The organism is Bacillus swezeyi (assembly GCF_030908325.1).
GTDB classification, from domain to species: Bacteria; Bacillota; Bacilli; order Bacillales; family Bacillaceae; genus Bacillus; species Bacillus swezeyi.
The window spans coordinates 1,560,774-1,577,748 of record NZ_CP133085.1 but is presented as its reverse complement, the minus strand read 5'-3'; the positions used below and the strand labels follow the sequence as shown (position 1 = coordinate 1,577,748).

Here is a 16,975-nt window from a genome sequence, read left to right as displayed (position 1 = left end):
CCCCCTTAATATTTCAACCTCAATTTTTGAAGGTTGTCATTCACGTAATATTGGAAGCTGTCGCATGTGTGGTCATCTTCTTTGATGACTTTCGGATCATCCTTCTGCATCGTGTCAGCATCCCATTGATATTTTTTGTGTTCTTCATGGAAAATCTGATTGTTATTGTTATTGAGCATAAAAAAACGACCTTGTCCTAAAAGGTCTTGCACGTTTTCGATCATATGAACTTTCTTTTTCTTGGCGATGGGGTTTAGGCGTATCCCGTAATCTTTAAAGAACTGGTTACGCAATCCGCCTTCTGCGCTATCTATTGTCCACTTGTCAATGTTCCGGTTGAACCTCCGAATAAGTTGCTGTCCGAACTCCCATAAATCGTTACTAAATTCAGATGGGGCTTTTTTTCTCCCTTGGTTAACTGGAGAATAATAATAGGTATCAAGCAAAATAACATTACCTCGTTTAGTCACCCCATAGGCTGTGAATGTAGTAGCTGACACTTGATAGCCGCTGTCAATTGCGATGTCGATTAAGTTTAAATCGTCATCAGCCGGGATCGTTTTAATCCAATTGAAATGATTGATGTTGTATACCATGTCACCAAGTCCGATAACCTCACCGTTATACATCCATCGCCAATAATCAAGGTCATTCTCTTTGTATTTCTCTATCTTCCTGATCATTTGTTCAGACAAGAATCCTTTTTTGTCATCTAAATACGTTGAATGGTGTATAAAATAGTCGTCGTCATTCGCTTTGGAATCCAGCCATTCATTTATCCAAGAATACGGGTTTCTTGGCGGGTTATAAGAGAAATATACCTTTACCTCTTTCCCTTCGATTTCTTGCCGTATGAACGTATCTTCGACAATATCGATATCTTCCACGCCTGCGAACTCGGCTGCCTCTTCAAACCATAGGGCCATAACGTACCCTTTGGCTATCTTCGCCGATTTAAGTTTTATCGGATCGTCGCAGCCGTAAAAATAAAATGCTGTCCCTGTAGACTTATGCTTTATCAATAACGGGGATTTACCGAAATAGAATTCACTTTCTACGCCAAGCATGTAAATGCCCCATTTGATTTGTTCATAAATAGATGTTGAAAGGTACTTTCCGACTTTACGGAGACACACAACATTTCCTTGATCGTCTTCTAGGAAGTCAGTAACAAGCTTCAAGGAAATAACGGACGATTTCATAGAAGAACGGCCGCCCTTCGCTACTATATGCGATTGTTCGGCAAGCCACAGGGAGTAGAAATTGACATTCATCAAGTCCATAATGTTAATTGTCTTGGTCGTCATCTTCCATCGCCTTCCTCATCGCTTCCTTGTCGTTAACGATCACCACTTTGCCGCCGTCGCCTTTATCTTGCTTTGTTTCGGCCTCAAGCTTCGCCGTTTCAGCTTTCAATTTCTCAAGCTGTAGCTTTTTGCGGTCATTCTCTGAAAGCAGATCAGTGTATTTTACCAAGAACTCAAGGGCTTTCATCTTGTCGGCAAGCTTAACGGAAACGCCGTCTTTACCTTTTTTCACTTCTGTAATAATTGTGCCGTCTACTTCTGATGATTCTTTGAAAGCGACGTAATTAGTTGCAATCATGATCGGGTTTCCGTCCTCATCTTCTAACGGGCCATTCTCGTTGGTGGCTGGCACTTCTTTTATGCCAAATTCCGCAAAGTCCGTTATATCAGCGAATGCGATATCAATGTATTTTTGAAGGACCGCTTGAGCATCGAGCAATACTCCGTTAAATCGTTCTTGCTTGAGGCGTTCGATTTCTCTTTTCACTCCATCCTTCCCCATCAATCTATAAGCAATTGATTCAGCTGTATTTCGATCAACTCCATAAGCCTTCTGATATGCCTTTGTCGCATTGAAATACTTAATATAATAAAGACAGAACATTTTCTGTTTGTCGTTTAATTCGTCAGATTCGATAATAGGTTGTGGGGTTGCAACCTCTTTCTTTTTGGTTGCATCCTTTTTCGTGGGATCTCTTGACCATCCTTCACGACTCTTTCTGCTTTTCAAAGTCCCGATTTTCACATTATGTTTGTTGGCCAGCGCCTTCAATGTCAGGTCAGTTGTTTCGTATTCCTTTTTGATTTTCTCCCAATCCATTTACATGACACCGCCTCCCTCACTTGTTTTTGACGCACCGCCAGAATGGACAGACATATTTATTCCCGGCCCATGTCCCCCACACGCATCCATGACACTTGTGAGTTTTTCGGGCCGATTCTCTCGCTTTCTCGCGTTCTTCTTCTCGTTTGTCTTGTAAATATTGTCGTAGAATCATAGTCTTTTCTCCTTTATTTGCTCTGAGCCGCGCCCGTGCTTGGCGTTAGCCGGTAGTTGTCCCAAGACTTACAGGGCGCGCATCACAACAAACATAAAACTCATTTTTCTTTTTTCTCGGATTTTATCCCGGCGCAAAGTCCATACATCAGGGCATCAGCATGCTCTTTCTGTCTTTCGGTTGTAGGCCTAATATCAAGCTGTTTTTTTAACGTTTCTATTAGATTCTTGTACATGTTTTCCGCTCCTTTCGGCATAAAAAAGAGCGACCCCGCGTATTCGCAGTGCCGCCAAATGTACATAGTTATTTGCGATTTGATCAAGATCGCATTAAAAAAGTAAAAACCACATTTTCCACAACCTGTGTAGATTGAAAGGACGTCGTTAAGAGAAACGACAATAAAGAAACATGTTTGGGGAAAGATGTTTCTTGACTCCATTTTAACCCACAGATTTCAAATTACTGAAATTTGTGCCTTTTGTGCAATTCGTGCAATTTGATTCGTTAGCCAGCTTATCAATAATTGAATCGCGAATGTTACGGATATGAGAGAAAGACAATTGCATATGCTGCGCAATCCACCGATAGCTTTTGCCTTCCAGTAGCCAATGCAATACTTCGCCTTCCCTCTCATCTGTAATCCGATTAATTCGTTCTTGCAGCTTCTGAACCTTCTGTTCATATATTTCAATTTTCTTATATCGTTTCGACCGCCTTACAGTCTCATTGTAAACAGAATCGCTCGTTGTGCCCTGCGCCTTTGGCATAGCGGCCTCAATTCCGTATTTTGCTGTTAATCCTTCGCCGACATCTCGGTTTAATTCCCTTAGTTCTTCGATTGTTCCCCTTAAATCCTCAATGCTATTCATCATCCAACGATAATTTTTCAAGATATCCTCAATTTGTTTTCTATCCATGTCCGTTCCCCCCCTTATCGTCGTATATAAATAAAAAACGGACACCAAACAAACAGCGTAAATGCTGTAAGTTCAGTGTCCGCAGGCTTTCCGTCTTGGACGTTTATTTGACTTTCATTATGCCTCTATTATATCATAAAACTAGGGTTCAGGGTTAGCCTGGACGGCCGCCGCATGGCGGTTTTTTGTCCTTCATTCTTCTTCCCGGCTCCGGCCGCTGTTTATTCTATCTCCTTCGCAACATCGAACCCGATCATTAATCCGATTTGAAAAATCGTAGTCGCTCTATCGCTGAACACTTCCGCTGTTAATTCATCATTTTGCTGAACAGCTAATCTTTTTTTATGAATAGTATTTTCATACATCTTTTTCAGGTTGGATACTAATTCTTCCAGCTTTTCAGCTTTCTGAATAAGAAAATTCAGATCGGCTACTTCTATATCGAAATAAGGCAATGTTTCACCATCAGATAAAGCAAAATCAATGCAATTTGAATAAGATTCTTTTATTTCTTCTAAACGTTTTTTATTGTCCATTTCCTCACCTTCCCGTCTCGTCTGCTAATTAAATTATTTGAATTGCATAAACACCTGTGTGTGTTTCATAGCCTTTTGTAACTTCATAAATCGCTTCTGATTCTGAATCAGCAATAACTCGCCAATAACCTTTCTTTCCGTTGCAATAAACTTTAAATACATTCATTGTATTTTTCTACCTCCTCACTTAAACAGCCGCCCCGTAAACTTCCCAATCACCCGGTTTCTTACCCTCTTGCCGACCGTTCCCTGTTTCACTGCGTTTACATCGCCTAAAAACTTGGCGAAGCCGTACAAGAATTTGCGGACTTTACCGATTGTCATTTTCCCCACCCTTTCAAGAGGGCCGCAGCCCTCCTTTATTTCGACTCCTGCTCTGCCACATACAGAAACATTGCTGAAGCCGATTTCATCAAGGATTCCCATGTCAATCCTCCTCTTTTTCGATTTCCCTTAGATATTTAAAGGTTTGATGAATTGGGTCAACCTTAATCAATCGATTGTAAATATCCTCTGTCGTTCCGTGGTATGATGCCAAATGCCGCGCATCTGCAATTGCTTGCCGTAACTGTTCGTTCTCCCTTTTTAATCTTTCGTTATCGGTACTGGCATCATAAAGTTTCGAATTAGCTTCGCAAAAACGGTCATAAAATCGTTCATATTTGGCTTTGTATCCCTCGTTTTCTGCCCGCAGCCGCTTAATTTCCTTTTCGCAATGATTTAGTTGTCTTTTTTGTATTTTCCAAGTGCAAATTTCCTCTTGAATGTCTTCCTTTAGTTGTGCGTTTTCCGCCTGCAATTTAATAATTTCTTCCGACAATTCACTTACAATGTCGTTAAAGATACCGTAATTTGTTTTAAATTCACCATCCAACCAACACGAACCATCATCATTTCTGTAAAATTTTCTTCCGTTAGACAAATTGATTTCATACTCTTTCATGCCTTCTGCTCCCTTTTTCCGCCGTCCCAATCCCAATACTTCAAATGCTCATCACTCGCCACGATTGGGTGTTTCTCGATGTATGCAAGGCGCTGCTCCTCCGTCATCTTCCAAACTGTTACCTCTCCGTGCTTGCTTGAGTTTCTATTTGAAGTCATATCCGTTTCCCCTTTCAGTTTTGTAAAGAACCCGGTGCCATCTGCTAAACGGCACCTGACTTTTAACATCCTGCTTGTTTATGCCTTCCTCAAACACCTGAATGACCTGCAATTCTTCCCGATCGTAATTCGTTGCCGACCACTGAACAACGCGCCTTGTCATGCTATAGCCCCCTTAGAACGGCAAATCTGAGTCCTGTATATCAATTGGCTTGCCGTCATTAGCAAACGGATCGTCCGGAAAGCTGTTTCCCTGCTGTCCGCTGCTCTGGCTTCGTCCTGCGTTGCCGCTGCCCTGCTGCCTGTTATCGGCCTGACTTCCGCCCTTGGGATCAAGGAACTGAACCGATTCAGCGACGATCTCCGTCACGAACACCCTGCGCCCGCTCTGGTCTTCGTAATTTCTTGTCTGTAGACGGCCGTCCACACCTGCCATTGATCCCTTTTTCAGATGATTCGCAATATTTTCAGCTGTCTTTCTCCAAGCGACGCAGTTTATAAAGTCCGCTTCCCGTTCTCCCTGCTGATTCGTGAAAGTCCGATTGACTGCTAATGTAAAGCTGGCAACCGCCTGCCCTGATTGGGTATATCTTAGTTCCGGGTCTCTGGTTAATCTTCCGACAAGCACCGTTCTATTCATCATCTTTTGCATTCTCCTTTTCTATGATTTCCTCGATAGCTTTTAAAATTTTCTCTGGAAGTGTTTTGTCATTTATTTCTCCGGTGAAACTAATTTCTATATTCATATTGACTCCGTAAGCTTTCGCTATATTGACTTTTACTTCTTCGGGAAGTAAAGGGTTTATATCATGAGGGTAATTTCCGGGTGTCAAGCTCCAATTGGTGATTTTAACCGCCATGCTTTTCGCCCTCCGTTTCTACTCTCCATCCGACTATTAGCCGTAATCCTGTAACATGCGATGCCAAAAGCCCGCTTGTTCTACGTTCGATTTCGCATATAAAACCTTCTGACTCTAAAATTTCTTTAATGCGATAGTAAATAACTGCATCCTTTAAGTCGTAATCATAAGCCAGTCTATATAATCCTTTTTTGGAAGCATTTCTGATCGCCTTTATAACATTTTGGTATTCATCCGATTTTGGTATATTCCCCATAATGATTTCTCTGCATGTTTCAGCCATTTCACGCGCTGTTTTTGCATCCATTTCCCTTTCCCCTTTCGTCTCTTTTCGACAAGAACCGACATTCTCAGCCGAAATTTTTTACCCGCGCTTCTCAAGCGCAGCCCTTACCTTTTTCAGATCGCATTCCTCTCCGTCGATCTCGACATACGTCAAATCTTCGTTTAAAAAGCCGTAGCGCCGTTGCAACTCTCTTATGCTATCCAAACCCCTCCAAAGGGTGTCATGCCCCACAGTGCGCCCGTATTGGTTTTTATAACGGATGATCAGGCGTTTGATATGATCGCCCCCTATTTGTATCCCTTAACTCCTTTGCTCATTGATAAATTTCTTTACCTCTATTAGCTCTTTCATGTTCCTGTGCATTAATAAATCAATACACTCATTGAGTAAATTGTTTAGTTGTTCTTCAAAATCTGCTCTTAACGAAGAAGGGCAATCTAGTTGATTAGGGGTAGCTTTTTTCATTCCCTCTTCACTTTCATGGCAACATGAACCAAAAACATTCCAAAGGCAAAATCTGTTATAGCATTCCATCAAATATCAGCCCTCTGTTTTCGACATTTTTAAAGCATAATTCTAGGTAATCAAGGGGGACGCCCCGCCTAGTCCTGATCGGAGCACAGTTGAATCTGATTTCCTCGTATGGGATCGATTTTCTACCGCCGTTCTTGGCTGCATTCCAGTATTCCAAGAAAAACGGGATGCTCACAAAATAGAATTCTCTTAATCTCGCGAACTCGATCAACAGGAAGGCAATGCCGCCTTGTTTCAGGAAGTGATCGAGATATTTCACTTGATGATCATGAACGTTTTTCAGATCGAATCGTTTCGTTTCTTTGGTGCTTTTCGCATCAAATGCGATGCCGCGCCCTTGCGAAATGCCGTAATAGTCCACTGTGCTTTTTCTCTCGTAGATGATCCGGCCTTTTATGTTTTTGGATGGCGTCGGGACTTCATCGACCAAAGCCCAGCCCTTTTGTTTGTATACTGCGTTCGTGTTGTTGATCAGCATTTGCAAAGCCTTTCCGCGATTGGCGTAATTGATCATTCGGCCGCCGCCTCCTTCAAAGCCCTTTGATAAAAATAATTTCTGTGTGGTTCTGCTTCTGGAAAGGCAGCACAGAACAACGACAATGTTTCATCCAAAGACGAGGCGGTGTTAATCTGTTGCAATGCCTTAAATTCCTGATAGTATTTCTCTAAAAATTGTTTTCTTCTTTGAAGGTCATTCATTCCGCTGCCTCCCTTGTCTTGGCCGTCAGGCCATCCGGTAGCTGTTCGACCCGTTTCATACGGCCGGGATCGCCCACCACCTTTTTCAGCCATTTCCGCGCCGATTTGTATGTTACGTGAGCGCCGACAGTGTACCACTTGCTACTATTTCGATATCTGTAAGCGTAAAGATAATAGTATTTGAATTTGAACCATGACTGATATACACAAAACTCGCAGCGTTCTGTCCTGCTGTACCAGATTTCCATCATTCCGCCGCCTCCAATGCTTCTCTTGCGATCTCTTCGGCCTTTCCCAAGGTATCTACCGAAGTATCACCTGCTATCTTGTTAAGTGCTTTTTTGTACCGTTCATTCTCTTTTCTTAACTGCCTGATTTCTTGTTTCAACCGTTGGACCTGATCGAATAGATCCCGACTAATTTCCCTTTGTGTCATTCCGCTCATTCTTCCGCCGCCTCCTTCAAAGCCCTTTGATAAAAATAGTTTCTGTGTGGTTCTGCTTCTGGAAAGGCAGCACAGAACAATGACAATGTTTCATCCAAAGACTTTGCAAGGACAACCTCTTGCAATGACTTAAATTCCTGATAGTATTTCTCTAAAAATTGTTTTCTTTTTTGAAAGTCATTCATTCCGCCGCCTCCAATAGATCATCAGGTAGATCAGGATTTTCATATACGTTCCCGATAACCTTTAAATTCCCTAGAAATCCGCAAGGGACATTATGCTTTCCTCCGAACAAGCAGATGATGCGCCTTTCTAGCAAATATTCCGGGCCGTCTCCACCAAAAGCCTGCACAAGGTTTCTCGTTTCATATTCGACTGCATCACCCGGATAGATCATTTTCCCTTCATCATCTTTCACGCCGGTTCCCCACATGAGCACCGCGTCTTTATCATCGCTTGATACAACACAGCCGCCACCTGCATCATGCCATAAGAACCAACTTCCGTCGTTTTTGATCGTCAGGCTTATCCCCTCATCATCCCAATAATGCATTTGCTCGCCGTCCCACACTCGATAGTGAAGATTTGTCATTCCGCCGCCTCCGATAATAAATCAGGATTTTGATAGATATTGCCGATGATTTCATAATCTTCATCACAGTAATTTATATCCCCAATCCAGCAAATACCTTTCCCGTTTTCTTCAAATGTATAATCTGAATAATAACGGCTATTAATATTCTCCAAAGTAAATGATCCATCCCGAAATCCAACTGAAGCAGTAAAGTGTTCTTCTATTTCGTTTCCATCAAAGAACCAGTGCACGCAATGAATAATGTCCCCCTCGTAAATCTCGCGGTCAGTATTATCCTTCAATCCGGTGTATAAATCCCGGCTGATCAATTCATATTCATCTGAAAATACCGGGGACAGTTTGGCGGCCGCCCTTTCTTCCAATTGCCCGATGCTGTACCATTTCATTTCAATGTTGCCGCTACCTTTATGCCTAAATGTGTAACGAATCTTGATAATGTCCATTCCCCTTACCTCCCGTCATCTTGTAACCATTGTTCAATCTGTTTTTCCCTGTATCCGGCCAGTAGCAGGATGGACAGCAGCGCCCTCATATCAGCTTCCACCATTCAAACACTTTTTTCTGTTCCTTCTTTTTCCGCCCGATCAGCCGCACGATGAGTCTTTTGATCTTTTGCATTAGGCTGTTTCCTCCTCTATGAAATTTGCAGGGTGTCCGAAATCTGTGTCATAATCCAACAAAATATCCATGTCATCTTTTATCTCAATAGGAACATTTGGGCATCCGTCATCCAAGCTGAAAAAATCGTCTGGTGAAAAATAAGTGGGAAACTGTTGTCCTAATGCCTCAACAGCATCCGCGAATGATCTATTGACATAAATCTTTTTCATGACCCATACAAGATCGACTGATGAATTTTGTTCTAATTCGTCATATGTCGCTCCTACATGTTCTAAAAATGCTTGAAGCAGGCGCTCTCCTAAACTTTCTCTCATCCCTCTACCTCCTGAATGCGTTTCAACTCGCTTGTAAGCTCTTCAAACCATCGCCTATCCTTTGCGTCTAGCGCGACGTCTATCAACGCTCTGATGTCCGCCTGCGTGTATTTCGGTGCTGTTCTAGCTGGCATCTTCTTTAAAGCTGATATGTTTTTCAAATACAACTGCCCGTTTGTCGCTTGAACTGTTGCCTGCTGGTTGTGATTGTATATTCTGACGATGTAACCCGTGATTTCCTTGTATTCAAAAGCGAAGCAAAAGCTAACCCAATCACCCACATTTAGCCTTGTCACCGTAAATACTCCCCTTTCGCTCTTTGAGTATCCCGCGTTCGCATTGATCGACAATCAACAAGAATACTTCCAGCGCCGGGCGGCCTAATATTGCCGCTGTTTCCTCGATGGGGACGCCCGCTTTCCAATCCTCCCGAGCTCTCTGCATTTCTTCCGTCGTCCAGCCAAACTCACACTTTGTAAGCATGATGTACATTACGCGCTCTTCTCCTGCTGCCGTTTTTGAATGATCGCATTAAGCTGCTGGATGGTTTCTGTTAAATCCTGCTTCTCAATCTTGCAATTCGGGCAGGCATGGAATGCGACCATGCTGGAAATTTCTACCCTGACAACCTTCTGACCGTTACATAAGCTGCACATTGTGAATCCTCCTTTAATCAACTTTTAGACCTATTTCAAAATCAACACGTTTAAACGTGCCTTTTACTGTTTGAATAATTGATTTTCCGTGTTCCGGGGCGTCCATTGCGTGCGCCGTCCCGTTGTTCCCATCCACCACAATGACGCGGACTTTGCCTTTCTCCATCGTTCCAGTAAAACTAAGATCATCATTGATAGTAATAGGTTTCAGTTTCACTTAAACCGCCCCCAGTGTGCTATAATTGAATTACCCACAGTTCATAAAGCATCGGGGCCTTGCGCCTCGGTGTTTTTGTTTATTCATAAAGCAGTTGCAACAACTCCTCATTTTCCTGTTTTGCTATCTTGCTTCTGACTTTTTCATCTGGCATTTTGATAGGGAAAGCAAGCTTTTCAACCCTGCTGCTGATCCTGCCACCCGGATACTTCAAATCCAGTTCATCAATGGCTAAATTGCTCGTGAAAATAGTCGGCTTTTTATTCTGGAGCCTGTAGTCCAGAATGCGGGTAAACGTTTCTTCTACCCAATCGGTCGCTTTTTCTACTCCGATATCATCAAAGATCGCCAGATCAGCCGTTTTTGCAGCTTCGATAATGTCGGAACTCTTAATCTTCGAATCTGCTTCAAAGGTCTTTTTAATCTCTCCGATCAGATCAGCAGTTGAGGAATAAATGATTTTCAACGGATTGTCCGGCTTGTCGTGCATCTTGGTGATGGCCTTCATGATACTTGCAGCTAACCGCGTTTTGCCGCTCCCCTTTTCATGGCTGTAAAAATATAATCCTTTCCCCTGCTCGCGCATCTGCTCGAATTTCAATACATAGTTTTTAGAAATCCGCTTTGCATTCGCCGCGCGCTCCTTCGATTCGTCATTTTCATAGACATCTATTTCAAATGAATTTAAAGTTACGTCTTTAAACTCTTCCGGCAGCCGGGCACCCATCAGTTTTCTTTCTAAGGTTTTGACAGCCTTACACGGGCACTCTTTCATGAATTCCTTGTTTTCCTGATGGTCTTTAATCCAGATCAGGCCGGAGCCGTCGCATTTCTTATACATGCAGTTTTCCTCAGAAATCACAGTGAGTATCTCGTATCTTTCCGGATAAGCCCTTTTCTCTTGCAAGCGCTTCGAGTCTCTCAACCTCTTCGCTAGTCCGGGATTCGATTTCTCCAACTGCTTTAGGGTATCTTCTAAACTGTTCATCTTTCCTTGTACCTCCCTGATTCATCAATTTCATGAGGCCCTGCCGCGCTTTGTGGTCGTCTGTGTTTCTAAGAATGCCAAGCGTGTATTTTTCTTGTCGGTCGTTGTATTTCTCCACATGCGTCCACATTGCATAATGAAGCTGATCGAGACTGTACTTGCTCATTTTTTCAAGATGAGTCATTAAAACATTGGCCGAGATTTTACCTGTTGATCGAGTAAGACGGAGGCAGTCAAGATATTGAACTAAGATGCTTTTTTTAATCCCTGCTGGAAGAGTCTCTTTTTGAATTGTCAGTTCTGTTAATTTTTCAATCTCTTCTAAACTTGAAAGATTTATAGATTTAGGACCAACCGATTCCAGTTCATTTTGAAATGCATCTGTTTTACTGATGTCCTGTTTTTCACTTTCATCCGGTTTATTGTTAGTCTCTGTAGTAGTCTCTGTGTAGTCTCTGGTATTGCTCTGCCCATTTTGGGCACTCCTGTCTGCCCATTTTGGGCAGTCCGTCTGCTCATTTTGGGCAGTCCCTCTGCCCATTTTGGGCAGTCGGTCGTAATCAATCGAATACCATTTTGTTTTGTCGGCTCTCATTTTGTTGTAATTTGCTGTAATCAACACCCCGGACTTTTCAAGTCTTTCCACAGTTCGCCTCAACGTATTTTTAGACCAAAACGGAAACTGTTCTAACCACTCGTCATATGTGTTATAAATCCACTTTCGACCGTCTCTTTTTTTGCCTGATGACTTTAACCAGTAATGGACTTGTTGAAGAACGATTGCTTCGTTCAATCCGATTTCTTTTGCTAAAGAAGGAATGACAATCAAGGGATATTCGTCTAATAACAAACCGTTCAATGCCTCTGCCTCCTTTTATCCGTCCGTCTCTTGCTGATCGGGGCGTTTATTTAAAAATATTGATAGCTGATGATGGCGACCGCATCAAAATCGTTATCTTCTTTTAGTCTTTTCTCCATCCACGCGATGTCGTTAGGGGATATTCGTTTTTTCCCAGTGACTAAAAACTCTGTAGTTCTGCCACTTCCTTTCTTTCCGCCAACTAGGAAAGAGTAGCTGACAAGTAACTGTCTTTTCATGGCTCTTCTTCTCATGTTTGCCCCTCCTGAATAATCAATGGAAAACCGTATATATTTCTTCTAATTGGCTGCATATTTCAAACTGCCAATCGTTATCCTTTGTCATGGTCGCAAGTAAAGACTGGTTTTTTAGGTGCGCCACCTTTCGACAAAGGTTTAAATTTGCATCCAAGCAGATGTTTAATTCCGCCTTTTCTTCTTCGGTCAATGCCCTGTGGTTTTTCTCGATGTTTCTTAACTCTGCCAGTCTTTGATGTACTCCCCACATGGAACGTTTCCCCTTTCGTTTAATAGTCGTCTACGTTGTCGTCGTATTCTTCTGGGCTAATGCACTCTAAATGGTTCACGTCAATTTCATATTGAGCAGCTAAACGATGCTTAAGCTGTTCATGCATGCGGTCATATTGTCCTTGGCTGATCTTGCAGCCGCCTACGTGATCAATCTGAGCAAAGCAGTCTGTATCGTTACCCTGCTCATCATGAGACAGTCCCGCAGCCGCCAGTATCCGATAACAAAACCTTGGTTCTAACATTTGAAATCCCCTTTCAAAGCGAAATGATCTGATAACCCATAAGCACATAACATCCGTATAGGAGAGCCGCCAGAATGACGGCCGTTGTATTCTCGTTTCTCTCCTGCTGTTTCCGCGACATCCGCGCCCATTTGCGGGTGATTTTGTTCATCGTGATGCGCCGCCTTTCCTGATGTTTTAAGCTGATTCTTTCTGTAGCTTCGCAACCCATCTTTTAAGCTGAAAAATACATTTATCCGCTTCGCCTTTTTGAATATTGTTAATATCCATGACATTCAAGGCTGTCAAAACCGTCTTCACATCACCCTGACCGCGTAGTTCAACATAGCTTTGTGCCAGCGATTGAATTTCATCCTTTTGCTCCTGTGTGATCATTTCGGGCGGCTTTGAAGACTCAACTTTTTCTTGGAATGCATCCGGATCGGCTTCATCTGTCGGTATGTTGAATTGTTTCAGAAGGTAATATTTCTCGGCGTATGTTAAAGCCTTCCCGACTCCCTTTTCCCCTGCTATATCAACACCTTGTGCATAAAACGGTACTATCATTGTTTCTTCTGGGTTTTCTGTATTGATCCATTTGTATTCCATTGTCAATTCAGTAAAATATGTTGTTGTTTTTTTGTTGACGTTTCCGTTTTTGTCTTTAAATTCAACTGTTTCAGTTCGCACGTTTTTGTCGATAATATTCGGCACAAGCAAAAGACCTAATTCATCCATTTTTTCTCTAATTGCCGCTACTACTTGGCTTGAACTTGTATATGCGTATTGCTTGCCTTGATTATCTTTTTTTAAATACGGAACAGCCTTCCTGACTTCAACCAATTTTTGATAAATGTTCATCACTCGTTCACCTCGACCGTGAATTTGTCTTCCCTGTCAACCACCGTTACGCCGGGGATTAACTCGCCGTCTGCATCTATTAAATTGTCGCCGAACACCTTGGCTTTATTTTTAATAGCCGCCCAATCAACGTCTTTTTTAACCCTGACAAACCCCTTAGATTCCGCGTATTTTAGCAGATCATTTTCATTTCGTTGGTATTCCGGCTGTTGTTTAACAAGCTTGATCGTTCCGTAAGGCAGCTTGATTGTTTTCTTTGGCTTTTTGCCGTTATCTTGCATCTTCCTGACTTCCTCGCGCATGTATCTTTCAAGCCGATGTTTGTAGAAGTTTTCACGCCTGACGTATTCCTTTTTTTCTTCTACTCGCCAATACTCAAGCTGCAAGATTTCTCTCTTGAGGCGCTCTATTTGCTTGTCGGCCACCGCATCTATTTCAGCCTGCTTTCTTTTGAAGTAAGCAACACGCCGTTGCGCCTCTGCTGCCGTCTCCAGATCGTGAACCTCAAATATTTCTGGCCCTTCATCTTCCTGCGGCATTGCATCCATTAAATCTTTCTTTATTTCATCTGATATATTCATAGAGACATTGCCCCTTTTCTTGATTTTTTTAAAAATACTCGGTACACTTAAAGTAATAGTTTTTTAGTCATATCTTCCGTTTGCAAGTTCACTCCCCAAAAGTGAACTTTTTTTATTTGTCATCGTCTTCGTTCTCTTCCTCGTCTTCGTACCGTAAATGTTCTTTCGGGTAGCCGAAACGGTTAATTTCTGTAATCATTGGGTGTTCTATGTTCATTTGAATCAACTCCTTTGTTGGACATTACTTGTTTGACCAAATTCAAAATAAACTTGTTCTCCTTGTTGATTTCCTCATGGAGAAGTTGTACAGCCCCCTTGATATCTTCTTCTGAATAGCCCATAGATTTCGCATTCTGCAAAATGTAAGATGACAACTTGAATTTTTTATGATTCATTTAAACGGCTCCTTTTTTCTTTGAATTTTTTAAACCGCTGATCCCATACAAGATGTAATTCAGGATAATTTCGGATTCTCGCGCACCATGCACGCACTTCTAATGCTGTGGTTGGCTTGTGAATGAAATGGATCATCAATGAACCCTCCTTGATGGCGGCTTAACAGGAACAACGTTCAACCCTCTTTTGGCAAACTCTGACGCGATTTCATTAAGCTCCACCACTCTCTCAGGGTGTTCCATCTTCTTTAAATCTTTACTGTGTTGGGCTATTGCTTCAGCGACTTCTTTGCACCCAACAAAATCCCCGTCTTCGATAGCCTTTGCCAATAAATCAAAAGCCATAAATTGAATTGATTCATAAAGCCTTTCCGCCTTCTCCCTGTCAGATTTCAAGAAATGATTTAAGTTCATTCGAGCCACCCTTTCGCTTTCCATGTGATTTTTGCTTTCTTGTAACACTCTTTTAGAGAAATGTTGTATTCCTTCGCCAATAAAGCCGCCAAATTTTTCGCCCATGCCTCTACGTCCAGAAGTTCTTTTATGGCTCCTTTCACACGCTCTCTTTCATCAAGTGAAATCAACTTCGGATTCTTAACAAAACTCACATCATTAAGCGTCTGAACGGCTTCCGTTGCCTGCGTCACCATGATTTCCTCAAAAGCCAGCCGATGACGTTCTACAGATTCCCCGGTGAAGACAGGCGGCGAACATCCATCACTGAAACTGTTCATAATCCCCATTGCATAAAACGGTTGATCGAATTTCTTAAGCGACGTTTCCGCCACATCCCACGGCATTTTCCTTGTTCCGTTTTTCATCTTGCTTACCATTGATTCCGAAACGTTCAGATCAAGGGCAAGCTGCCCGTTTGTCATGTCCTCCGCTTCTAGTAAATGGGCCAGTGATTTCGTTACTATTTCCGGCATCCTTAAACTCTCCTTTGTCCTATGATCTCTATTCTTCTGTACAGATATTGGATGTATGATTAAGTCATGAGATTAAATAACTTCATCAAATTTAAAGTCATTGATGTTTACCTTGAATTGAATAGCCATTTCTTTGACTACTTGGATGTAGATTTCAACTAAGCGCTTTTCCTCGGCGATCACGTCTAATTTGTTGATTTTCTTTACATAAGTTTTGGACATGCCTTGTGAAATAGCGCGTTCTTGTCGGTTGTTTAAACGAAGCTCAAGCTTGCATCCTGCTCGCTTCTCTAAACGGTCATAGCTGAGATTCACGACACTTCGGTATGGCTCGACTCCGGTCCAGTTTTTCGCGATTCTTTTTAAGATGACATTTACTTTTTCGCGCCATCCGACATTGTTCATGGATACGATGTTTGAAATATTGTTGACTTGGCCTTCTAACTGATTCATGCGTTTGTCTTGCTCAACCAGTTGGTTGATAGTTCCCTGTAAGACTTCGAGATGAGTTTTTGGCTGTTCACTGTGATAAGAGCCTGTTTTTCTGATTGTTGGGATGACTTCGTGTGTTATCCATCGTTTGAATTGTTTGGCTTCCGGTTTGCGGCTTCGTAAGATCACGGAGTAAAGCCCGGCTTCATTGATCAGCGTTGAGTTCATATTCATACCTGTCAATTTGACAGACATGACTTCGTCGCTATCAAGATGCCTTGTCATCTGTGCGGTCTCGCTAAATTCCAATACTTCTGCAACATCCTTTGCAACGAACCAAGGTTCACCATCTTTAACGACTGTTCGGACCTGTTGATCTTGATAACTGAATACTTTTTGCAGTTGATTCATTTAACTCACGCCTTTCTTAAAGTAATGTGTGTTTTCTTCGACCCATCTCGTGTTGCGTTCTACCCATTTGAAAAGCAACTGGGTCGGGATTTTCTTGCCGAATTCATCAGTCACCGGAAAATCAGGTCGGGACATCAGTTCAGACATTTTGGTTGGGCCGCATCTAAGAACTTTCATTGCCTCTTCTCTTGTCAGGATGTGGGGCAGTTCATTCAGCGAGCCTAAACGTTCGATTAAAATGTCTGTGGCTCTGTCAGCTATCTTTGAAGCGATTTGATCGATGAATTTGTCATCGTATTGCATAGTGAACATTGCCAATCCCTCCTATGCTGTAGTTTTTTTACTCTTAACGTGTAACTTTTGCTCAAAAAAAAGATCATTAACATCAACATTCAAAATTTCAGAAATTTGTTTAGCTATTACTAAACTTGGCTTTGTACGTCCCATTTCAATGTTTGCGTAACCACTTGCGTATTTATAACCAAGTTTCTTAGCCATATATGTTTGGGTTTTTCCTTGGGAAATTCTTTCGGCACGTAACTTTTCAAGTTTCATCGTTTCACCCCTTACCCGTTTTGAGTAACTTTGTTAGTCCAATAATAATATACACGTAAAGAGTAAGTCAATACTTTTTTATTCTTTTTGTGTAACTTTTTATTTTTCCTGTGTAAATCGTGTTAAA

At 42.1% G+C, this 16,975-nt stretch carries 39 protein-coding genes; all 39 read right to left on the bottom strand.

The genetic code is table 11. The features are described 5' to 3' along the window. Positions 1-5: 5 nt before the first annotated feature. Positions 6-1,307: a PBSX family phage terminase large subunit gene (locus tag RBH91_RS07755; RefSeq protein ID WP_307894053.1), complete on the bottom strand. Its 1,302-nt coding sequence runs from the start codon at positions 1,305-1,307 to the stop codon at positions 6-8. After that, positions 1,288-2,127, bottom strand: a complete 840-nt coding sequence (locus tag RBH91_RS07750; RefSeq protein ID WP_307894052.1) for a terminase small subunit — start codon at positions 2,125-2,127, stop codon at positions 1,288-1,290. The genes RBH91_RS07755 and RBH91_RS07750 overlap by 20 nt, the downstream gene beginning before the upstream one ends. Positions 2,128-2,405: 278 nt before the next feature. Beyond that, positions 2,406-2,540 (bottom strand): hypothetical protein, encoded by a 135-nt coding sequence (locus RBH91_RS07745; protein ID WP_307894051.1) that lies wholly within the window; start codon positions 2,538-2,540, stop codon positions 2,406-2,408. Between the two features lie 205 nt (positions 2,541-2,745). Continuing rightward, on the bottom strand, positions 2,746-3,222 hold the full coding sequence (locus RBH91_RS07740; RefSeq protein WP_307894050.1) for a helix-turn-helix transcriptional regulator: 477 nt from the start codon (positions 3,220-3,222) through the stop codon (positions 2,746-2,748). A gap of 221 nt (positions 3,223-3,443) precedes the next feature. Next, positions 3,444-3,758, bottom strand: coding sequence for a hypothetical protein (locus RBH91_RS07735; protein WP_307894049.1), 315 nt, complete (start codon positions 3,756-3,758; stop codon positions 3,444-3,446). Positions 3,759-3,786: 28 nt separating this feature from the next. Then, positions 3,787-3,924, bottom strand: coding sequence for a hypothetical protein (locus RBH91_RS07730; protein WP_307894048.1), 138 nt, complete (start codon positions 3,922-3,924; stop codon positions 3,787-3,789). A gap of 17 nt (positions 3,925-3,941) precedes the next feature. Next, positions 3,942-4,184 (bottom strand): hypothetical protein, encoded by a 243-nt coding sequence (locus tag RBH91_RS07725; protein ID WP_307894047.1) that lies wholly within the window; start codon positions 4,182-4,184, stop codon positions 3,942-3,944. Between the two features lies 1 nt (position 4,185). Beyond that, positions 4,186-4,701 (bottom strand): hypothetical protein, encoded by a 516-nt coding sequence (locus RBH91_RS07720; RefSeq protein ID WP_307894046.1) that lies wholly within the window; start codon positions 4,699-4,701, stop codon positions 4,186-4,188. Next, the gene (locus RBH91_RS07715; protein ID WP_307894045.1) at positions 4,698-4,859 is read right to left on the bottom strand and encodes a hypothetical protein; all 162 of its coding nucleotides are present in this window, start codon (positions 4,857-4,859) and stop codon (positions 4,698-4,700) included. The genes RBH91_RS07720 and RBH91_RS07715 overlap by 4 nt, the downstream gene beginning before the upstream one ends. Continuing rightward, entirely contained in the window at positions 4,846-5,022 is a 177-nt protein-coding gene (locus RBH91_RS07710) for a hypothetical protein (RefSeq protein ID WP_190325462.1), read from the bottom strand. The genes RBH91_RS07715 and RBH91_RS07710 overlap by 14 nt, the downstream gene beginning before the upstream one ends. A gap of 12 nt (positions 5,023-5,034) precedes the next feature. After that, positions 5,035-5,502 (bottom strand): single-stranded DNA-binding protein, encoded by a 468-nt coding sequence (gene ssb, locus RBH91_RS07705; RefSeq protein ID WP_307894044.1) that lies wholly within the window; start codon positions 5,500-5,502, stop codon positions 5,035-5,037. Next, positions 5,492-5,719, bottom strand: coding sequence for a hypothetical protein (locus RBH91_RS07700; RefSeq protein WP_307894043.1), 228 nt, complete (start codon positions 5,717-5,719; stop codon positions 5,492-5,494). The genes ssb and RBH91_RS07700 overlap by 11 nt, the downstream gene beginning before the upstream one ends. Further along, complete coding sequence (locus RBH91_RS07695; protein WP_307894042.1) at positions 5,709-6,026, bottom strand: hypothetical protein; 318 nt, start codon at positions 6,024-6,026, stop codon at positions 5,709-5,711. Before RBH91_RS07695 ends, RBH91_RS07700 begins: the two co-directional genes overlap by 11 nt. 57 nt (positions 6,027-6,083) lie before the next feature. Next, positions 6,084-6,209, bottom strand: coding sequence for a hypothetical protein (locus RBH91_RS07690; RefSeq protein WP_307894041.1), 126 nt, complete (start codon positions 6,207-6,209; stop codon positions 6,084-6,086). 316 nt (positions 6,210-6,525) lie between these two features. Then, the gene (locus tag RBH91_RS07685) at positions 6,526-7,053 is read right to left on the bottom strand and encodes a Holliday junction resolvase RecU (protein WP_307894040.1); all 528 of its coding nucleotides are present in this window, start codon (positions 7,051-7,053) and stop codon (positions 6,526-6,528) included. Beyond that, on the bottom strand, positions 7,050-7,238 hold the full coding sequence (locus RBH91_RS07680) for a hypothetical protein (protein ID WP_307894039.1): 189 nt from the start codon (positions 7,236-7,238) through the stop codon (positions 7,050-7,052). Before RBH91_RS07680 ends, RBH91_RS07685 begins: the two co-directional genes overlap by 4 nt. Next, positions 7,235-7,489, bottom strand: coding sequence for a hypothetical protein (locus tag RBH91_RS07675; RefSeq protein WP_307894038.1), 255 nt, complete (start codon positions 7,487-7,489; stop codon positions 7,235-7,237). The genes RBH91_RS07680 and RBH91_RS07675 overlap by 4 nt, the downstream gene beginning before the upstream one ends. Continuing rightward, positions 7,486-7,683 carry a hypothetical protein gene (locus tag RBH91_RS07670; RefSeq protein ID WP_307894037.1) on the bottom strand — a complete coding sequence of 66 codons (198 nt, stop codon included), beginning with the start codon at positions 7,681-7,683 and terminating at the stop codon, positions 7,486-7,488. The genes RBH91_RS07675 and RBH91_RS07670 overlap by 4 nt, the downstream gene beginning before the upstream one ends. Further along, positions 7,680-7,868: a hypothetical protein gene (locus tag RBH91_RS07665; RefSeq protein WP_307894036.1), complete on the bottom strand. Its 189-nt coding sequence runs from the start codon at positions 7,866-7,868 to the stop codon at positions 7,680-7,682. The genes RBH91_RS07670 and RBH91_RS07665 overlap by 4 nt, the downstream gene beginning before the upstream one ends. Next, on the bottom strand, positions 7,865-8,275 hold the full coding sequence (locus RBH91_RS07660) for a YopX family protein (protein ID WP_307894035.1): 411 nt from the start codon (positions 8,273-8,275) through the stop codon (positions 7,865-7,867). Before RBH91_RS07660 ends, RBH91_RS07665 begins: the two co-directional genes overlap by 4 nt. Then, positions 8,272-8,721 (bottom strand): YopX family protein, encoded by a 450-nt coding sequence (locus tag RBH91_RS07655; RefSeq protein WP_307894034.1) that lies wholly within the window; start codon positions 8,719-8,721, stop codon positions 8,272-8,274. Before RBH91_RS07655 ends, RBH91_RS07660 begins: the two co-directional genes overlap by 4 nt. A 174-nt stretch (positions 8,722-8,895) precedes the next feature. Continuing rightward, complete coding sequence (locus tag RBH91_RS07650) at positions 8,896-9,213, bottom strand: hypothetical protein (RefSeq protein ID WP_307894033.1); 318 nt, start codon at positions 9,211-9,213, stop codon at positions 8,896-8,898. Next, positions 9,210-9,509 (bottom strand): IDEAL domain-containing protein, encoded by a 300-nt coding sequence (locus tag RBH91_RS07645; protein ID WP_307894032.1) that lies wholly within the window; start codon positions 9,507-9,509, stop codon positions 9,210-9,212. The genes RBH91_RS07650 and RBH91_RS07645 overlap by 4 nt, the downstream gene beginning before the upstream one ends. Beyond that, the gene (locus RBH91_RS07640) at positions 9,487-9,705 is read right to left on the bottom strand and encodes a hypothetical protein (RefSeq protein ID WP_307894031.1); all 219 of its coding nucleotides are present in this window, start codon (positions 9,703-9,705) and stop codon (positions 9,487-9,489) included. The genes RBH91_RS07645 and RBH91_RS07640 overlap by 23 nt, the downstream gene beginning before the upstream one ends. Further along, on the bottom strand, positions 9,705-9,869 hold the full coding sequence (locus tag RBH91_RS07635) for a hypothetical protein (RefSeq protein WP_307894030.1): 165 nt from the start codon (positions 9,867-9,869) through the stop codon (positions 9,705-9,707). Before RBH91_RS07635 ends, RBH91_RS07640 begins: the two co-directional genes overlap by 1 nt. A gap of 13 nt (positions 9,870-9,882) precedes the next feature. Further along, on the bottom strand, positions 9,883-10,086 hold the full coding sequence (locus RBH91_RS07630; RefSeq protein ID WP_094023866.1) for an XtrA/YqaO family protein: 204 nt from the start codon (positions 10,084-10,086) through the stop codon (positions 9,883-9,885). Positions 10,087-10,165: 79 nt separating this feature from the next. Continuing rightward, complete coding sequence (locus RBH91_RS07625; RefSeq protein ID WP_307894029.1) at positions 10,166-10,927, bottom strand: P-loop NTPase family protein; 762 nt, start codon at positions 10,925-10,927, stop codon at positions 10,166-10,168. 10 nt (positions 10,928-10,937) lie between these two features. Beyond that, complete coding sequence (locus RBH91_RS07620) at positions 10,938-11,933, bottom strand: hypothetical protein (RefSeq protein ID WP_307894028.1); 996 nt, start codon at positions 11,931-11,933, stop codon at positions 10,938-10,940. 50 nt (positions 11,934-11,983) lie between these two features. After that, positions 11,984-12,187 carry a hypothetical protein gene (locus RBH91_RS07615; RefSeq protein ID WP_150149822.1) on the bottom strand — a complete coding sequence of 68 codons (204 nt, stop codon included), beginning with the start codon at positions 12,185-12,187 and terminating at the stop codon, positions 11,984-11,986. 19 nt (positions 12,188-12,206) lie between these two features. Then, positions 12,207-12,440 (bottom strand): DUF7667 family protein, encoded by a 234-nt coding sequence (locus tag RBH91_RS07610; RefSeq protein WP_095303818.1) that lies wholly within the window; start codon positions 12,438-12,440, stop codon positions 12,207-12,209. Positions 12,441-12,459: 19 nt separating this feature from the next. Further along, positions 12,460-12,705, bottom strand: coding sequence for a hypothetical protein (locus tag RBH91_RS07605; RefSeq protein WP_307894027.1), 246 nt, complete (start codon positions 12,703-12,705; stop codon positions 12,460-12,462). A gap of 13 nt (positions 12,706-12,718) precedes the next feature. Continuing rightward, entirely contained in the window at positions 12,719-12,856 is a 138-nt protein-coding gene (locus RBH91_RS07600) for a hypothetical protein (protein ID WP_307894026.1), read from the bottom strand. Between the two features lie 26 nt (positions 12,857-12,882). Beyond that, complete coding sequence (locus RBH91_RS07595) at positions 12,883-13,545, bottom strand: ERF family protein (protein ID WP_307894025.1); 663 nt, start codon at positions 13,543-13,545, stop codon at positions 12,883-12,885. Then, positions 13,545-14,126: a host-nuclease inhibitor Gam family protein gene (locus tag RBH91_RS07590; RefSeq protein WP_307894024.1), complete on the bottom strand. Its 582-nt coding sequence runs from the start codon at positions 14,124-14,126 to the stop codon at positions 13,545-13,547. Before RBH91_RS07590 ends, RBH91_RS07595 begins: the two co-directional genes overlap by 1 nt. 530 nt (positions 14,127-14,656) lie before the next feature. Next, positions 14,657-14,935 carry a YqaH family protein gene (locus RBH91_RS07585; protein ID WP_307894023.1) on the bottom strand — a complete coding sequence of 93 codons (279 nt, stop codon included), beginning with the start codon at positions 14,933-14,935 and terminating at the stop codon, positions 14,657-14,659. Beyond that, positions 14,932-15,450, bottom strand: coding sequence for a helix-turn-helix transcriptional regulator (locus tag RBH91_RS07580; RefSeq protein WP_307894022.1), 519 nt, complete (start codon positions 15,448-15,450; stop codon positions 14,932-14,934). Before RBH91_RS07580 ends, RBH91_RS07585 begins: the two co-directional genes overlap by 4 nt. Positions 15,451-15,522: 72 nt before the next feature. Next, positions 15,523-16,293: a BRO-N domain-containing protein gene (locus RBH91_RS07575; protein ID WP_307894021.1), complete on the bottom strand. Its 771-nt coding sequence runs from the start codon at positions 16,291-16,293 to the stop codon at positions 15,523-15,525. Continuing rightward, on the bottom strand, positions 16,294-16,605 hold the full coding sequence (locus RBH91_RS07570) for a hypothetical protein (RefSeq protein WP_307894020.1): 312 nt from the start codon (positions 16,603-16,605) through the stop codon (positions 16,294-16,296). It abuts the gene before it with no gap. A gap of 12 nt (positions 16,606-16,617) precedes the next feature. Next, positions 16,618-16,848, bottom strand: coding sequence for a helix-turn-helix transcriptional regulator (locus RBH91_RS07565; protein ID WP_307894019.1), 231 nt, complete (start codon positions 16,846-16,848; stop codon positions 16,618-16,620). Positions 16,849-16,975: the final 127 nt, after the last annotated feature.

Coding starts and splice junctions, on each gene's coding strand:
- RBH91_RS07735 (WP_307894049.1), bottom strand. CDS start 3,758: ATGGACAATAAAAAACGTTTAGAAGAAATAAAAGAATCTTATTCAAAT.
- RBH91_RS07595 (WP_307894025.1), bottom strand. CDS start 13,545: ATGAACATTTATCAAAAATTGGTTGAAGTCAGGAAGGCTGTTCCGTAT.
- RBH91_RS07610 (WP_095303818.1), bottom strand. CDS start 12,440: ATGTGGGGAGTACATCAAAGACTGGCAGAGTTAAGAAACATCGAGAAA.
- RBH91_RS07725 (WP_307894047.1), bottom strand. CDS start 4,184: ATGGGAATCCTTGATGAAATCGGCTTCAGCAATGTTTCTGTATGTGGC.
- RBH91_RS07600 (WP_307894026.1), bottom strand. CDS start 12,856: ATGAACAAAATCACCCGCAAATGGGCGCGGATGTCGCGGAAACAGCAG.
- RBH91_RS07585 (WP_307894023.1), bottom strand. CDS start 14,935: ATGAACTTAAATCATTTCTTGAAATCTGACAGGGAGAAGGCGGAAAGG.
- RBH91_RS07665 (WP_307894036.1), bottom strand. CDS start 7,868: ATGAATGACTTTCAAAAAAGAAAACAATTTTTAGAGAAATACTATCAG.
- RBH91_RS07715 (WP_307894045.1), bottom strand. CDS start 4,859: ATGACTTCAAATAGAAACTCAAGCAAGCACGGAGAGGTAACAGTTTGG.
- ssb (WP_307894044.1), bottom strand. CDS start 5,502: ATGATGAATAGAACGGTGCTTGTCGGAAGATTAACCAGAGACCCGGAA.
- RBH91_RS07660 (WP_307894035.1), bottom strand. CDS start 8,275: ATGACAAATCTTCACTATCGAGTGTGGGACGGCGAGCAAATGCATTAT.
- RBH91_RS07575 (WP_307894021.1), bottom strand. CDS start 16,293: ATGAATCAACTGCAAAAAGTATTCAGTTATCAAGATCAACAGGTCCGA.
- RBH91_RS07590 (WP_307894024.1), bottom strand. CDS start 14,126: ATGAATATATCAGATGAAATAAAGAAAGATTTAATGGATGCAATGCCG.
- RBH91_RS07730 (WP_307894048.1), bottom strand. CDS start 3,924: ATGAATGTATTTAAAGTTTATTGCAACGGAAAGAAAGGTTATTGGCGA.
- RBH91_RS07625 (WP_307894029.1), bottom strand. CDS start 10,927: ATGTATAAGAAATGCGACGGCTCCGGCCTGATCTGGATTAAAGACCAT.
- RBH91_RS07565 (WP_307894019.1), bottom strand. CDS start 16,848: ATGAAACTTGAAAAGTTACGTGCCGAAAGAATTTCCCAAGGAAAAACC.
- RBH91_RS07640 (WP_307894031.1), bottom strand. CDS start 9,705: ATGTACATCATGCTTACAAAGTGTGAGTTTGGCTGGACGACGGAAGAA.
- RBH91_RS07615 (WP_150149822.1), bottom strand. CDS start 12,187: ATGAGAAGAAGAGCCATGAAAAGACAGTTACTTGTCAGCTACTCTTTC.
- RBH91_RS07675 (WP_307894038.1), bottom strand. CDS start 7,489: ATGATGGAAATCTGGTACAGCAGGACAGAACGCTGCGAGTTTTGTGTA.
- RBH91_RS07570 (WP_307894020.1), bottom strand. CDS start 16,605: ATGTTCACTATGCAATACGATGACAAATTCATCGATCAAATCGCTTCA.
- RBH91_RS07750 (WP_307894052.1), bottom strand. CDS start 2,127: ATGGATTGGGAGAAAATCAAAAAGGAATACGAAACAACTGACCTGACA.
- RBH91_RS07670 (WP_307894037.1), bottom strand. CDS start 7,683: ATGAGCGGAATGACACAAAGGGAAATTAGTCGGGATCTATTCGATCAG.
- RBH91_RS07745 (WP_307894051.1), bottom strand. CDS start 2,540: ATGTACAAGAATCTAATAGAAACGTTAAAAAAACAGCTTGATATTAGG.
- RBH91_RS07695 (WP_307894042.1), bottom strand. CDS start 6,026: ATGGATGCAAAAACAGCGCGTGAAATGGCTGAAACATGCAGAGAAATC.
- RBH91_RS07755 (WP_307894053.1), bottom strand. CDS start 1,307: ATGACGACCAAGACAATTAACATTATGGACTTGATGAATGTCAATTTC.
- RBH91_RS07685 (WP_307894040.1), bottom strand. CDS start 7,053: ATGATCAATTACGCCAATCGCGGAAAGGCTTTGCAAATGCTGATCAAC.
- RBH91_RS07605 (WP_307894027.1), bottom strand. CDS start 12,705: ATGTTAGAACCAAGGTTTTGTTATCGGATACTGGCGGCTGCGGGACTG.
- RBH91_RS07720 (WP_307894046.1), bottom strand. CDS start 4,701: ATGAAAGAGTATGAAATCAATTTGTCTAACGGAAGAAAATTTTACAGA.
- RBH91_RS07740 (WP_307894050.1), bottom strand. CDS start 3,222: ATGGATAGAAAACAAATTGAGGATATCTTGAAAAATTATCGTTGGATG.
- RBH91_RS07635 (WP_307894030.1), bottom strand. CDS start 9,869: ATGTGCAGCTTATGTAACGGTCAGAAGGTTGTCAGGGTAGAAATTTCC.
- RBH91_RS07680 (WP_307894039.1), bottom strand. CDS start 7,238: ATGAATGACCTTCAAAGAAGAAAACAATTTTTAGAGAAATACTATCAG.
- RBH91_RS07650 (WP_307894033.1), bottom strand. CDS start 9,213: ATGAGAGAAAGTTTAGGAGAGCGCCTGCTTCAAGCATTTTTAGAACAT.
- RBH91_RS07700 (WP_307894043.1), bottom strand. CDS start 5,719: ATGGCGGTTAAAATCACCAATTGGAGCTTGACACCCGGAAATTACCCT.
- RBH91_RS07710 (WP_190325462.1), bottom strand. CDS start 5,022: ATGACAAGGCGCGTTGTTCAGTGGTCGGCAACGAATTACGATCGGGAA.
- RBH91_RS07580 (WP_307894022.1), bottom strand. CDS start 15,450: ATGCCGGAAATAGTAACGAAATCACTGGCCCATTTACTAGAAGCGGAG.
- RBH91_RS07655 (WP_307894034.1), bottom strand. CDS start 8,721: ATGGACATTATCAAGATTCGTTACACATTTAGGCATAAAGGTAGCGGC.